Here is a 13,896-nt window from a genome sequence, read left to right as displayed (position 1 = left end):
CGTCTGGGGAAACAGGCGAAGTTTGCGGCTCCCAAGCAATCGGCGATTGCCCCGCCGCGATCCTCATGCCTAAAGGTCTCGGCAATGGCCTCAGCCCCGCACCCGTTCCGCATCGCCAATTTCCGCGCCTATTGGGCGGCGCGTTTCGCCATGACGATCGCGCAGAACGCGATGATCATCGTGATCGGCTGGCAGACCTACACCATTGCGCGCCAGACCATGTCGCCCAGCGTCGCCGCGGTGCAGCTCGGGCTGATCGGCCTGCTGCAATTCATACCGCTGTTCGTGACCACCCCGATCAGCGGCTGGGTCGCCGACCGCTTCGACCGCCGCTGGATCACCCGCGTGACCGTAATGCTGCAGCTTTCCTGTGCGCTGATCCTCGCCTCGGTCACGCTCGATGGCGCAATGACCTTGCCGGTGCTGTTCGCGGTCGCAGTGTTCCTGGGACTCGCCCGTGCCTTTGCCGGCCCGGCCTTCGGTGCGCTCGCCCCTAATCTCGTCCCGCGCGAAGTGCTGCCGACCGCGATCGCGCTCGGTTCGATCTCGTGGCAGGTTGGGACGATCATCGGCCCGGCGGTCGGCGGCTTCGCTTATGCGGTCACGCCGTCGGGCGCGTATTGGCTCGCCAGCGCGCTGTTCGCCATTGCCCTGGTCTGCGTGTTCCTGATCGGCAAGGTGCCGCGCAGCATCGCCGTCGGCAACGCCCATCCGCTGAAGCAGATCGTCGATGGCCTGACCTATGTGTGGCAGAACAAGATGGTGTTCGGCACCATCACGCTCGACTTGTTCGCGGTGTTCATGGCTGGCACGAGCGCGCTGCTGCCAATCTATGCGCATGACATATTGAAGGTCGGCCCGCAGGGGTTGAGCGCGCTCGCCGCGGCACCCGCCGTCGGCGCCTCGATCGTCGCCTTGTTCTTCTCGTTCCGCCCGCTCAAGACCAATGTCGGCCCCAAGATGCTGGTGGCGGTGCTGGTTTATGGCACCGCGACGATCGTCTTCGGCCTGTCGCAGATCATGGCGCTCAGCCTGATCGCGCTCGCGGTGGCCGGCGCGGCCGACATGTTCTCGGTCTATATCCGCCAGTCGCTGATCCAGCTCTACACGCCGGACGACAAGCGCGGCCGGGTCGGCGCCGTCTCGCAATTGACCGTTTCGGCCTCCAATGAACTGGGCGAAGCCGAATCCGGGTTCCTCGCCGCAGGACTGGGTCCGGTCGGCGCAGTGCTGGTTGGCGGCGGCGGGGCGATTGTGGTCACGATCCTGTGGACCTATCTCTTCCCCAGCATCCGCAACGCAAAGACTTTCGATCCACCCGAGACGGCGCGCGACGCCGCAGACATTGAGATGGAGGCAGCACGATGAAAGCCAGCACGATCCTCGAGACGATCGGTAACACCCCGCATATCCGCGTGGGCAAGCTGTTCCCCGACCGCGAAGTGTGGATCAAGTCGGAGCGCTCGAACCCGGGCGGATCGATCAAGGATCGCATCGCGCTCGCCATGGTCGAGGCGGCGGAAGCATCGGGCGACCTGAAGCCCGGCGGCACGATCATCGAACCGACCAGCGGCAATACCGGCGTCGGCCTGGCGATGGTCGCCGCGGTCAAGGGTTACAAGCTGGTCCTCGTGATGCCGGAAAGCATGTCGCTGGAGCGCCGCCGCCTGATGCTGGCTTATGGTGCCACCTTCGACCTGACGCCGCGCGAAAAGGGCATGAAGGGCGCGATCGAGCGCGCACTCGAGCTGGTCGACCAGACGCCGGGCGCCTGGATGCCGCAACAGTTCGAGAACCCGGCCAATATCGCGGTTCATACTCGCACCACGGCGCAGGAAATCCTCAACGACTTCCGCGATTCGCCGATCGACGTGATCATCACCGGCGTCGGCACCGGCGGCCATATCACTGGCGTCGCCGAGACGCTTAAGAAGGAATGGCCGGACCTCAAAGTCTATGCGGTCGAGCCCGAAGCCTCACCAGTGATTTCCGGCGGTCAGCCCGGCCCGCACCCGATCCAGGGCATTGGCGCAGGCTTTGTGCCGGCCAATCTCCACACTCAGGCGATCGACGGCGCGATCAAGGTCGAGGCCGGCGCCGCCAAGGATTTCGCACGCCGCGCCGCGACCGAGGAAGGCATGCTCGTCGGGATCAGTTCGGGCGCGACGCTCGCGGCAATTCAGCAGAAGCTCGCCGAGCTGCCGGCGAATGTCCGCGTGCTCGGCTTCAACTACGACACCGGTGAGCGCTATTTGTCGGTGCCGGACTTCCTGCCGGAAAGCTGAGCCGCAAATTTGCTCGCGGCGGCGAGGTGGGACGATCGTCCCACCTCGCCGCCGCGAGCATGTAACTGGGATCGACTTCAGCCGATCCGCATCGACAGCTCGACATCATCGCCGAATGGCGTGGACAGATAGCCGTTTCCGGGCGCGCGCACGCGTGCCAGATAATCGGGGCTGTAATCGGCATTATCGGCGACGATGAATGCACCCGGCTTCAGGCGGCTCTCGACCAGGTTCAGAATGTCGGAATAGAGCGCCTTGGCGCCATCGAGCAGGACCAGGTCGATCGTATCGGGCAGGTCGATGCTCAACGTCTGCAACGCGTCCCCCACCCGGATCTCCACCAGGTCGATCAGGCCGCCGGCGGTCAGATTATCCCGCGCCCGCGCCACTTTGGATGGCTCGAACTCGCTGGTGATCAGCACACCGCCGCCATTGTCGCGCAGCGCGGCGGCAAGGTGCAGGGTCGAAATGCCGAACGACGTCCCGAATTCGACGATCGTCCGCGCGCCGCAGCCGCGCGCCAGCATGTACAGCAATGCACCGGTCTCGCGCGAAATCGGCAGCGGCAGATCCTTCAGGCGTCCGTAAAGATCGATATAGTCGGTCTTGCTCCGCATGAGACGCGATCGCTCCTCGGAGGAGAGATCGGCCAGTGCGGGGCTGTCCGCCGGGGACGCCGCCTTCGCCTCTTCGAACAGGCGATCGAGCAGCGGCGCGAGCGGTTTGGTGGTCAGGATGGACATGCGTAACTCCGGTCTGTGAGCGCGTTGTTGCGCTGCGCCAAAAATACGAATAATCCTTCGCGTTTCCTATTCGCATTGCCGCACACCGCCATGACCGATCACCGAAATGCCCGGATATCCTCGCGAAAACAGCCCAAACAGGCCCGCTCGAACGACCTTGTCGCGGCGATTCTGGAGGCCGCGGTTCAGGTTTTGGCGAAGGAAGGCGCGCAGCGATTCACCACGGTGCGCGTGGCCGAGAAAGCGGGAGTCAGTGTCGGGTCGCTGTACCAGTATTTCCCCAACAAGGCGGCGATCCTCTTCCGGCTCCAAAGTGACGAATGGGGCCAGACGACCGGAATGCTGCGCAGCATCCTCGAAGATTTTCCGAAGCCGCCGCTGGATCGGCTGCGCATCCTGGTACACGCCTTCATCCGCTCGGAATGCGACGAGGCCGAAATGCGCGTGGCGCTCAACGACGCCGCCCCGCTTTATCGCGATGCGCCCGAGGCACAAGCGGTCAGGGCGACGGGCGACCGCATTATCCAGGCCTTTATGCGTGAAGCGCTGCCCGGGGCTTCAGACGCGAATCGCGCATTGGCCGGCGACCTGATCGGAACGACGCTCGCCAAGGTCGGAAAGCAATTTTCGGAGAGTCCGCGAACCGCCGCGGAAATCGCCACCTATGCCGATGCGATGGCCGATATGTTCTGCGCCTATCTCAGGGACCTCGAATGTTGAGATCGGGATCGCGGCGCCATGCCGATTTCTCATTCCCGGCATTCTGCGCTAAGGCGCGCTGCCCGATCCGCCAGGAGCCGACCGTGACCCCCTTCCCGCTCCAGACCGACCGCTGCTGAGCCATTCCCCATGACTGACACCCTCACCGCCACCCGTGCGCGAATCGCCGCGCCAGCAAGCATCGGGCTCCGGTTGTTGCTCGCCGTGCTCGCCATCGCCGCGCTTGCCGTGCCGGCGTTGATCGTCACCGTTGCGCCGCCGGTCCGCCCGCATCGCCATATCGCGATGCCGCCACAGCGCATCGTGCCGCAGACCGAGCTGCCGGCGGTCGAGCCGCTCAGCTATCAGGACCTCCCGCCCGACGACGCGCGCAGCTTCAATGCGACCGTCCCTTATTCGACCGCGCCCAATCCGGCGGCACGGCCGTTCGCGCTGGGCGGCACCGATGAAGACAGGGCACGCGCGGTCGACTGCATGGCCGCCGCAGTTCTGTACGAAGCGGGCGACGACACGCTCGGTCAGCGGTCGGTGGCACAGGTCGTCATCAATCGCACCCGTCACCCGGCCTTTCCCAAGACGATTTGCGGCGTGGTGTTCCAGGGGGCCGAACGCAGCACCGGCTGTCAGTTCACCTTTACCTGCGACGGCGCGCTGGTCCGGCACCGCTGGTCGGACGACGCATGGAAGCGGGCACGGGAAACCGCGACGCTGGCGCTGACCGGATCGGTGTTCAAGCCGGTCGGCTATGCAACGCATTACCATACCGATTGGGTGGTGCCGTACTGGAGTTCGAGCCTCGACAAGGTCACCAAGATCCGCACCCATTTGTTCTTCCGCTGGACCGGCTGGTGGGGCACGCCCCCCGCATTCGGCCGGCATGTCCTGTCGAGCGAACCGGTGATCGCGAAGCTCGCCGCGCTGTCCGACGCGCATCGCATGGGCGCGGCGCTGGTCGAGGCCGCCACCGCGACGGTCGAGGGCGCCACCCTGGCCGGCGCCCTGCCCCCGCCGATCGCGACCGACACGAATAGCTTCCTGGTCACGCTCGACGCGAAAATGCCGCCGGAAAGCTTTGCCGCATTGGCATCGGCGACCTGTGGCGAACGCCCTTATTGCAAGGTCATGGCGTGGAACAGCAAGGCGAAGACGCCGGCCGCATTGCCGCTGCAATCGAGCCAGGTTGCTGCGATGTCGTTCAGCTATCTGCGCGACCGCGCCAGGGGCTATGACAAGGCCTTGTGGAATTGCGCCGAGTATCGCCGCAACGATCTGAGCCAGTGCATGAAGCTGCAGGTGTTCGTGCCGGTGGCTCGCCCGACCGAGACTTTCAAACTCGAAAGCCTGCCCGGCGCGCGGGTCCTGCCGCCGCCGCTGTCGACCACGCTGAAACCCGCAACGGACGGCCTGACCGGCGTGCGACGCCGCGCCGACGCCAGTGCGCCCATGGTAAAACCCGGCGCGCAGCCAACCACAGCACCTGCACCCAAAACCGGAAGCATATCGCCGGGATTGCCGCAGCCACGTTGATCACCCCGTTCCGGCAAAGGGTCTGCTCGTGATCGTCACCGTCCCCACGACGCGCCTGTTGTGGCTGACATTGGCCGCATTTGCCGGCACCATCGAGGCACACACGAATAAGGCCCGGTGCAGCACCCGGAGGTGCTGCACCAAAAAGCCTTTAGAGCCAGATGACTTCCGGTAACTCTTCTTCGTCATACCCGCGAAAGAGCGCCGGGTCGGATCGTCCCCCGGACGATCCTTGAACATGCGGGGCATGTTCAACCCGGCACTGATCCCGCTGCCTTGCCCCGCACTGAGAAGAAGAAGCGGGATTCCCGCTTTCGCGGGAATGACGGTGGCGGGTTAAGCGATGGTCATGCTGATTTAGCCGTCCGCCCGTTCAGGCTGCCGCGAACATCTCGGGCGGCAAGGCCATCAATGCTTCGGCACCACCTTCGATCTTGCGGCGCAGCGCGCCGGCATCGGGCATGATGCGCTCGGCGAAATAGCGCGCCGTCACCAGCTTGGCGTCGAGGAAGGCGGCATCGCCCTCGCCCGCCGCCTTCAGCGCCACTGCCGCCCGGGCCATGCGCAGCCACATCAGGCCGGTCGCGACGATGCCCATGATGTGCATATAGCTATGTGCGCCGGCGCCGACATTGTCGGGATTCTGCATCCCGTTCTGCATGAACCACATCGTCGCGGCCTGCAGCTCGCCGGCGGCCTTTTCGAGCGCGGTGGCAAAGGCTTCAGTGGCCGGATCGGCCTTGCCCGCCGCCACATCGTCGGCGATGACCTTGAAGAACGCCTGCACCGCGCGGCCGCCATTCTGGGCGAGCTTGCGGCCGACCAGATCCATCGCCTGCACGCCATTGGTGCCTTCATAGATCATCGCGATGCGCGCATCGCGGACATATTGCTCCATGCCCCATTCGGCGATGTAGCCATGGCCGCCATAGACCTGCTGCGCGTTGGTCGCGATGTCATAGCCCTTGTCGGTGCCATACCCCTTGATCACCGGGGTGAGCAGGCCGATCAGGTCGGCGGCAAGCTGCTTTTCCTCATCGGTCGCGGCGGCATGTTCGAGATCGACCTGCAGCGCCCCCCACAGGCACAGGGCGCGCAATCCTTCGGTCAGCGCCTTGCCGTCCATCAGCATGCGGCGGATGTCGGGATGGACGAACAGCGTGTCGGCCTTTTCGTTCGGTTCCTTCGGCCCGGTCAGCGCGCGGCCCTGGCGGCGGTCATGCGCATATTGCACCGCGTTCTGATAAGCGGTCTCGCCGACCGCCAGCCCCTGCAGGCCAACGCCGAGGCGCGCGGCGTTCATCATGATGAACATCGCGGCCAGGCCCTTCATCTCGTCGCCGACCAGCCAGCCGGTCGCGCCGTCATAATTCATCACACAGGTCGAATTGGCGTGGATGCCCATCTTATGCTCGATCGAGCCGCACGACACCGCATTGCGCGCGCCGAGCGATCCGTCGTCATTGACCATGAACTTCGGCACCACGAACAGCGAAATGCCCTTCGAACTGTCCGGCGCGCCCGGCGTCTTGGCCAGCACGAGATGGATGATGTTCTCGGTCAGGTCATGCTCGCCCGACGAGATGAAAATCTTGGTGCCGGTGATCGCATAGCTGCCATCGGCCTGCGGCTCGGCGCGGGTGCGGATCAGGCCGAGATCGGTGCCGCATTGCGGCTCGGTCAGGTTCATGGTGCCGCCCCATTTGCCCGACACCATGTTGGGGACGTACTTCGCCTGCTGCTCGGGTGTGCCCTTGACCAGTAGCGCGGCGATCGCGCCATGCGTCAGGCCGGGATACATGGCAAAGGCCATGTTCGAGGAGATCATGAATTCCTGGAACGCGGTCGACACGACGTGCGGCATGGCCTGGCCGCCAAAAGCCTCCGGTGCCGACAAGGTGCCCCAGCCGGACTCGACGAACGCCTGATAGGCTTGCTTGAAGCCGGCCGGCGTGGTGACGCTACCGTCTTCGTGACGCGTACAGCCTTCCTGGTCACCCGAATGGTTGAGCGGGAACAACACTTCGGCGACGAATTTCCCGCCCTCATCGAGCACCGCATCGACCACGTCCGGGGTCGCGTTCTGGAAACCCGGCAGATTGGCATAACGATCAAGCCCGACGACATGTTCAAGGATGAAGCGCACGTCGCGGACGGGGGGCGTATATTGCGGCATTGTAAGTCCTTCAGCCTTGCTGGTTATTTTCGAGAACGGTGACGAACTCGTTCAATTCGGCAATCGCCGCGTCGATGTCGCGCTTCTGCGATTCGAGCAGCGAGACGCGCTCGCGGCAGCGTTCGATCGTGACCTGGCGCTGCGCCCTGCGGCCGTCGCCAATGTCGTAAAGGTCAATCATCTCGCGGATTTCGGTCAGCGAGAAGCCGACACGCTTGCCGCGCAGAATCCAGGCGAGCCGGGCGCGATCGCGGTGCGAATAGATTCGCGTCGTGCCGCGCCGCTCCGGGGCGATCAGCCCTTCATCCTCATAGAAACGCAAAGCGCGGGCGGTCACGTCGAATTCGGCGGACAGATCGGAGATCGAAAAATGATCGCGATCTGAACGTTGCGGAACGACGGCATAGGCGGCGACGGTCGACATGCCGCTGTACTAAATGCCGCTTACGTGAACGTCAATGTCAATTGCCGCCGCTGCAGAGCAGTTTGCCTTTGCCGTCACGCAAGGTCGACGCTTCGGAGACCGACTCGCTGAGCCGGTCGACATCGAGCGCGGCGAGCGACGCGCGGCGCTCGCATAATCTGGCACAGGCGTCGGGCACCTTGCCGGGGAACGCGATATGATCCCCTTCGAATCGCGCATCGAAACTGCATCCCGGCGCGGTCGGGAAATCGAGCGTCAACGTCTCACCGACACGCGTGGCGACGCCGGTGCCGCCGCAATTCTGATCGCCATAATCGACGAACACGCCAATCCGGTACGCGGTCGCCGTCGGAACGATGCACACGCGGTCGGTATCGCGCGCGTAGAGCCCGGTGATATCGGTGCTGTCGGGATCGGAAATCACGCCCGCTTCGATCGCTGCCGCTTCCAGCCCGCTTGCCGGCGTCTTCGCCTTGGCCGGCGTCTCGGGCTGGCGCGAGCATGCGGCCAGCGCGAGCAGCATGATCAGGGCGCGCTTCACGCCACCGGGCTCAACGCGTCACCATCGATCCGGCGATAGAAGCAACTGCGCTCCCCGGTATGGCAGGCAGGCCCCACGGCATCGACGATCAGCCACACCGCGTCCTGGTCGCAATCGATGCGGATGTCGGTGACGTGCAGGACATGCCCCGACGTCTCGCCCTTTTTCCACAGCGTGCCCCGGCTGCGCGACCAGAAATGCGCCTCTCTTGTGGCGATCGTCGCGGCCAGCGCCTCGGCATTCATATGCGCGAGCATGAGCAGCTCGCCGGTCGCACGGTCGGTGGCGACGGCGGTGATCAGGCCGTTCGCATCATATTTGGGGTTCAGCTCAAGGCCGGTGTCGCGGGAATCGGGCATGATCAAGCCATACGCCGGGCGCGGCGTGGACGAAAGCCGGGCTCACTCCCCAAGGATCATCCCGCGCGAATCGCCCTGACCAGGTCGCCCTTGTCCATCTTCGAACGGCCGTCGATGCCGATTTCGCGCGCTTCCTTCAGCAGATCCGCCTTGCTGCGGTCCTCCAACTGCGTGCCGCGATGGGCCAGCGTGCCGGCCGCCTTGGCATTGGCAATGCGCGCCGCCTTCTCCTTCGACGCGCCGTCGCGGCGCAAATCCTCATAGAGTTTGTCGTCCCGGACCGTCGGGCCGTGATCTTCGGCCATGTTAAGTGCCTCCTGATCCACGGAAAACCGCCGATGCGGCAAAATGCTCCGCATCGATGTGACAAAAACGCGACAAACGCGGATCGCATGCCTATATGGCGGGCGCCGCTTACTCCCCCGAAGGGCGCCATGCTGACAACCAATCCGTTCGATCTCCCCGATGCAAATGGGGACAAGCTGCGCGAAGAGTGCGGCATCTTTGGCGCCTCGGGCAGCGATGGCGCCGCCGCGCTTGTCGCGCTCGGCCTGCACGCGCTGCAGCACCGTGGCCAGGAGGCGGCGGGAATCACCAGTTTCGACGGCGCCGAATTCCATACCCACCGTGCGATGGGCCATGTCGCGGGCAATTTCGACAGCCCGGCGATCATGAACGCCCTGCGTGGCAATGTCGCCTGCGGCCATGTGCGCTATTCGACCACCGGTGAAACCGCGCTGCGCAACGTGCAGCCGCTTTATGCCGACCTGGCCTCGGGCGGCTTCGCCATCGCGCATAACGGCAACATCTCGAACGCGATGCGGCTGCGGCGCGACCTGGTGCGGCGCGGGTCGATCTTCCAGTCGACCTCGGACACCGAGACGATCATCCACCTCGTCGCCACTTCCAACTACCGCACCTTTGTCGACAAGTTCATCGACGCGCTGAAGCGGGTCGAGGGCGCCTATTCGCTGATCGTGATGACGCCGGAGGGCATGATCGCGTGCCGCGATCCGCTCGGCATCCGCCCGCTGGTGATGGGCAAGCTTGGCGAGACGATCATCTTCGCCTCCGAAACCGTTGCGCTCGATGTGGTCGGCGCAACCTTTGTCCGCTCGATCGATCCGGGCGAGCTGGTCATCGTCAAGGGCAGCGACGTGTCGTCGCATCGCCCTTTCGCGCCGACCGAGCCGCGGCCGTGCATCTTCGAATATGTCTATTTCTCGCGCCCCGATTCGATCTCGGAGGACCGCAGCGTCTATACCGTGCGCAAGGAAATCGGCGCTCAGCTGGCGATCGAAAGCCCGGTCGATGCCGATCTGGTCATTCCGGTGCCCGATTCCGGCACGCCCGCCGCGCTCGGCTATGCCCAGCAATCGGGCATTCCGTTCGAGCTCGGCATCATCCGCTCGCACTATGTCGGCCGCACCTTCATCCAGCCGAACAACGAAGTCCGCCATCTCGGCGTCAAGCTGAAGCACAATGCCAATCGCGCGCTGATCAAGGGCAAGCGCATCGTGCTGATCGACGATTCGATCGTGCGCGGCACGACCTCCCTGAAGATCGTGCAGATGATGCGCGACGCCGGCGCGGCCGAGGTGCATATGCGCATCGCCAGCCCCCCGACCCGGCACAGCTGCTTCTACGGCGTCGACACACCCGAACGCGCCAAATTGCTCGCCGCCAACATGAACATCGATGAGATGAACACCTATATCCAGGCCGACAGTCTGGCGTTCGTGTCGATCGACGGCCTGTACAAGGCGCTGGGCGAAGCGAAGCGCTCGGACACGCGGCCAAGCCATTGCGACGCCTGCTTTACCGGCGATTATCCGACCATGCTGACCGATCACGACGATGTCGCTTCGGTCGACCAGTTCGCGCTGCTGGCCGAGCGGGTCAGCTAAGCCAAATTCTCAAACGTCACGCTGATCCCCGGCCCGTGAGCGGCGCGGGGTGGCGGAGGAAGACTGATGACCGACAAGCCCTTTGCCAATCAGATCGCACTCGTCACTGGCGCCAGCCGCGGGATCGGCGCGGCGACCGCCCGGGCGCTGGCCGCGGCGGGGGCGCATGTCGTGCTGACCGCGCGGACCGCAAAGGACCTGGAAGAAGTCGAGACCGCGATCTTCGATGCCGGCGGCAGTGCGACGATCGCGCCACTCGACCTGACCGAGACCGACAGCATCGCGCGGCTTGGCGCGGCGATCGGCGAACGCTGGGAACAGCTCGACATCATGGTGCTCAATGCCGGCATGCTCGGCAGCCTCGCGCCGGTCCCGGCGATCGACGCCAAGGAACTGGCCAAGGTCCTGACGCTGAACGTCAGCGCTCAGGCCGCGCTGATCGCCGCGTTCGACCCGATGCTGCGCAAATCGCCGCGCGCCCGCCTGCTCGGCATCACCTCCAGCGTCGGACGCAAGCCGCGCGCCTTCTGGGGCCTGTACGGCGCGTCCAAGGCGGCGTTCGAAACGCTGATCGCGGCTTATGGTGACGAGATGCAGCGCATCAGCTCGATCCGCACCGCGATCATCGACCCCGGCGCGACCCGCACCGCAATGCGCGCGCGCGCCTATCCGGGCGAGGATCCGGCATCGGTCAAGGAACCGCAGGTCGTGGCCGACCGGATCGTCGCGCTGATCGCCGAGGATTTCGACACCGGCCATTTCGAGCGGATCGACTGACCAGGACGTCAACCTGGAACAGAACGACCTCTGACGCCCCCACCACCGTCATTCCCGCGAAAGCGGGAATCCCGCTTCTTCTGCTGAGTCCGGGGCAAGACGGCGGGATCAGTCCCGCGTAAAGCAGCCCTCCGGCAGTCGCCCACTTCACGACATTCAACCCAATCGGGGCAGGTCCCGAAAGCCGCCGTCCGTTCATGCAGCGCTACGACGCTCTTCGAACCGCTCGGAACGGCTCGACCTCGTGGTTAGCTGCCGTTCGGGCTGACGATAACGACAACCGCGTCTTTAGCGGCTTCGCTTACTGGAGGGTGGCGAAGGCGTCTCCCGCATCGACCTGCAATCCTAATCCTCGCGTCGGAAACACCTGCTTGAATTAATTCTAATCGAACTGACTGCACATGCGATCGAGCCAGTCTTGACGACGGGTTCGTCGCACACAAAAAAGTGAGTTGGACACCGCCTCGAACAAGGGGAAGAGAAACCCGTGCAGCCCCTCCGGCAGCGTGGCGCGCTTGACCTCGGAGGCCAGATCGATCGACTTGTGCTTCACGCTTGTCCCCTGTGCGACTAGCGGTTGCCAGACAACTGACACGATGCCCAGCATGCAGCCCGCCTCGGTTGCAGCCCTTCGACCGACGATCCTGCGGCCTAGGTGATCGGAAGCACGCGCATCTAGGCTAAACTGTTCCGCGACCCGCTGATTGCCTCGCGCGCGCCGCGTCTCGCACGGCCGCCATCCGGTGGCGACAGCGGCAGCTTTCGGTAATTAAATTCGGTCAGCCGAATGACAGAAATTAGGGCGCATTTCTGTCAGCGGCCGGCGCTAGCGACCCTTAGCTGAAAGACTTGCTTCACCGGCGTCGCGGTACGCTACCTTTTGAGATCTAGCCGCCCCAAGCCTCGCGATACACGCGCAGGAAATTGCCGCCCATCAATTTCTCAAGTCGCCCTTGGCTCCACCCCCGCCGTTCGAGATCGAGGGCCAGGCGGCGGTAGCGGTCGATGCTGTTGTAGTCAGCAACCAGAGTATACACTCCCGGTGCTTCACCCGGCGCAGCGATGCCTTGTTTGATCCGCTCTCGAGTCCAGTCGTCCATGCTTTTTTTGGTTTTCTCGTCGAGCATGGTCGGCATCACTCCGTTGTCGGTGCCGATACCGACATGATCCTCGCCCGCCACGTTGGCGACATGCTCGACGTGCGCGACCAGTTCGGCGCCGGTCGGCCTCATACTGGCCGACAGAAACGGCATGAAATAGACGCCGACCACCCCGCCTTTGTTGGCCACCGCACGGATCGTTGCATCCGAGGTATTGCGCGGATGATCGGTCAATGCTCGTGCGCCGGTGTGGCTGATCACCAGAGGCCGCTGCGCTACGGAAGCGGCTTCAGCCATCGTCCGTGCGCCGCCGTGACTAAGATCGAGCAGTAGCTTCTCCGCCTCGATCCGCTCGATTGTCCGGCGGCCCAGCTTGGTAAGACCGGCGTCCCGGGGCTCGAGCGAACCATCACCAGCGAGGTTTCCATTGTTGTAGGTCAGCTGGACGGTCATCACCCCGTCCTTTTTGAGCTGCGCCAAGCGGTCGAGATCGGCGCTGACCATGCAACTGTCCTGTGTACCGACGATGACGCCGAACTTGCTTTCACGCTTCGCCTTCAGGATGTCGGCTGCGGTGCGGACCTGTAACAGCCGATCGGGATTGGCCGAGAAATTTTCGCGGAAATTACCGATCGCTTTCTGATAGTCACTCCACGGGTCGGGGGTATTGCCAACTGGAAACACTGTGTCGCGCAGGACGGTGACGCCGGTCTGCATCATTTCAGCGTAGGCGCGGTCCGTCAGGCGAGAAATGCCCTCGGCAGCGTAGGGATCGTTGAGCCCGCCAAGGGCGTCGATCACAATGGCCCGGTCATACCAGGTCGCCGCGCCCATCTGCGATTTCGCGATCCCTGGCCCGGTGAACGCCGCTGCCCCCGCGCTCGCCAGCATTTGCCTTCTATTGAAGATCATCCGCAGCCCCCATTTTTCATCCACACGCTGCATTAATCCAGCAATGCGGGCAAGAACGACTTACCCGTGTAGGCGCAGAGCGAGTTAACGTGATCACCGCGCGAGATAAGGCACGCCTCCAATGGCAGGTCTGCCTTCGACCCTTTTTGGGGACATTCTAAGAAGGGAGGGTCAAACGGCCGCTTTTGAGAAGCGGCCGACCACCGCACAACGGCGACAATGAAGGCGCATAGCTGCCGCAACGGCTTGGCTGAACGAATGGCAGGAAACGTCGGTTCGGCGATCCAAAGCGGACAGACCGCTTCCCACCAGACATCGCCACCATGATGCCCGATTCGCGTTCAGGGCGCTCGCGCGCAAGGACGGGCATTCGCGATCCGCGCCCGGCACTGAAAATAATTCAAAAACCGCTGTCGATTTCCGGA

General features: G+C 64.1%; 14 protein-coding genes. 6 read left to right on the top strand and 8 right to left on the bottom strand.

Translation table 11 applies throughout. The features are described from left to right. The first annotated feature begins 84 nt into the window (after nt 1-84). Nucleotides 85-1,368, top strand: coding sequence for an MFS transporter (locus tag OO12_RS14590; RefSeq protein WP_034159447.1), 1,284 nt, complete (start codon nt 85-87; stop codon nt 1,366-1,368). Beyond that, on the top strand, nt 1,365-2,285 hold the full coding sequence (gene cysK / locus OO12_RS14585) for a cysteine synthase A (RefSeq protein WP_034159446.1): 921 nt from the start codon (nt 1,365-1,367) through the stop codon (nt 2,283-2,285). The genes OO12_RS14590 and cysK overlap by 4 nt, the downstream gene beginning before the upstream one ends. 77 nt (nt 2,286-2,362) lie before the next feature. Here cysK and OO12_RS14580 read toward each other — a convergent pair whose 3' ends face one another. After that, a complete protein-coding gene (locus OO12_RS14580) occupies nt 2,363-3,028 on the bottom strand; it encodes an O-methyltransferase (RefSeq protein WP_034159445.1) in 666 nt (221 codons plus the stop codon). A 90-nt stretch (nt 3,029-3,118) separates the two neighbouring features. Between OO12_RS14580 and OO12_RS14575 the strand changes: the two genes are divergently transcribed. Together OO12_RS14575 and OO12_RS14570 are read left to right on the top strand one after the other, a co-directional pair. After that, on the top strand, nt 3,119-3,748 hold the full coding sequence (locus tag OO12_RS14575) for a TetR family transcriptional regulator (RefSeq protein WP_034159485.1): 630 nt from the start codon (nt 3,119-3,121) through the stop codon (nt 3,746-3,748). A gap of 129 nt (nt 3,749-3,877) precedes the next feature. Further along, nucleotides 3,878-5,275 (top strand): cell wall hydrolase, encoded by a 1,398-nt coding sequence (locus OO12_RS14570; protein WP_200887480.1) that lies wholly within the window; start codon nt 3,878-3,880, stop codon nt 5,273-5,275. Between the two features lie 373 nt (nt 5,276-5,648). On the opposite strand, the gene OO12_RS14560 is transcribed toward OO12_RS14570, so the two are convergent. The 5 genes from OO12_RS14560 to OO12_RS14540 are packed head-to-tail and all read right to left on the bottom strand — an operon-like array spanning nt 5,649 to nt 9,080. Next, the gene (locus OO12_RS14560) at nt 5,649-7,451 is read right to left on the bottom strand and encodes an acyl-CoA dehydrogenase C-terminal domain-containing protein (RefSeq protein WP_034159443.1); all 1,803 of its coding nucleotides are present in this window, start codon (nt 7,449-7,451) and stop codon (nt 5,649-5,651) included. A gap of 10 nt (nt 7,452-7,461) precedes the next feature. Next, complete coding sequence (locus tag OO12_RS14555) at nt 7,462-7,875, bottom strand: MerR family transcriptional regulator (RefSeq protein ID WP_034159442.1); 414 nt, start codon at nt 7,873-7,875, stop codon at nt 7,462-7,464. Nucleotides 7,876-7,912: 37 nt separating this feature from the next. Continuing rightward, nucleotides 7,913-8,416, bottom strand: coding sequence for a hypothetical protein (locus OO12_RS14550; RefSeq protein ID WP_034159441.1), 504 nt, complete (start codon nt 8,414-8,416; stop codon nt 7,913-7,915). Next, a complete protein-coding gene (hisI, locus tag OO12_RS14545; RefSeq protein ID WP_034159483.1) occupies nt 8,413-8,775 on the bottom strand; it encodes a phosphoribosyl-AMP cyclohydrolase in 363 nt (120 codons plus the stop codon). Before hisI ends, OO12_RS14550 begins: the two co-directional genes overlap by 4 nt. A gap of 56 nt (nt 8,776-8,831) precedes the next feature. Beyond that, nucleotides 8,832-9,080, bottom strand: a complete 249-nt coding sequence (locus OO12_RS14540) for a Rho termination factor N-terminal domain-containing protein (RefSeq protein ID WP_034159440.1) — start codon at nt 9,078-9,080, stop codon at nt 8,832-8,834. Nucleotides 9,081-9,209: 129 nt separating this feature from the next. Between OO12_RS14540 and purF the strand changes: the two genes are divergently transcribed. Both purF and OO12_RS14530 read left to right on the top strand, forming a co-directional pair. Further along, complete coding sequence (gene purF / locus OO12_RS14535; RefSeq protein ID WP_034159439.1) at nt 9,210-10,682, top strand: amidophosphoribosyltransferase; 1,473 nt, start codon at nt 9,210-9,212, stop codon at nt 10,680-10,682. A gap of 66 nt (nt 10,683-10,748) precedes the next feature. After that, entirely contained in the window at nt 10,749-11,459 is a 711-nt protein-coding gene (locus OO12_RS14530) for an SDR family NAD(P)-dependent oxidoreductase (RefSeq protein ID WP_034159438.1), read from the top strand. 382 nt (nt 11,460-11,841) lie between these two features. Here the strand turns inward: OO12_RS14530 and OO12_RS14525 are convergent, their stop codons facing one another. Then, entirely contained in the window at nt 11,842-12,066 is a 225-nt protein-coding gene (locus OO12_RS14525; protein WP_034159437.1) for a hypothetical protein, read from the bottom strand. Between the two features lie 280 nt (nt 12,067-12,346). Continuing rightward, the gene (locus OO12_RS14520) at nt 12,347-13,504 is read right to left on the bottom strand and encodes a dipeptidase (RefSeq protein ID WP_052215894.1); all 1,158 of its coding nucleotides are present in this window, start codon (nt 13,502-13,504) and stop codon (nt 12,347-12,349) included. Nucleotides 13,505-13,896: the final 392 nt, after the last annotated feature.

Origin of the sequence: Sphingomonas sp. ERG5, from assembly GCF_000803065.1 — a bacterium.
Classification (GTDB): Bacteria; Pseudomonadota; Alphaproteobacteria; order Sphingomonadales; family Sphingomonadaceae; genus Sphingomonas.
The sequence above is the reverse complement of the archived record's forward strand: the minus strand, read 5'-3'. Positions and strand labels throughout refer to the sequence as shown.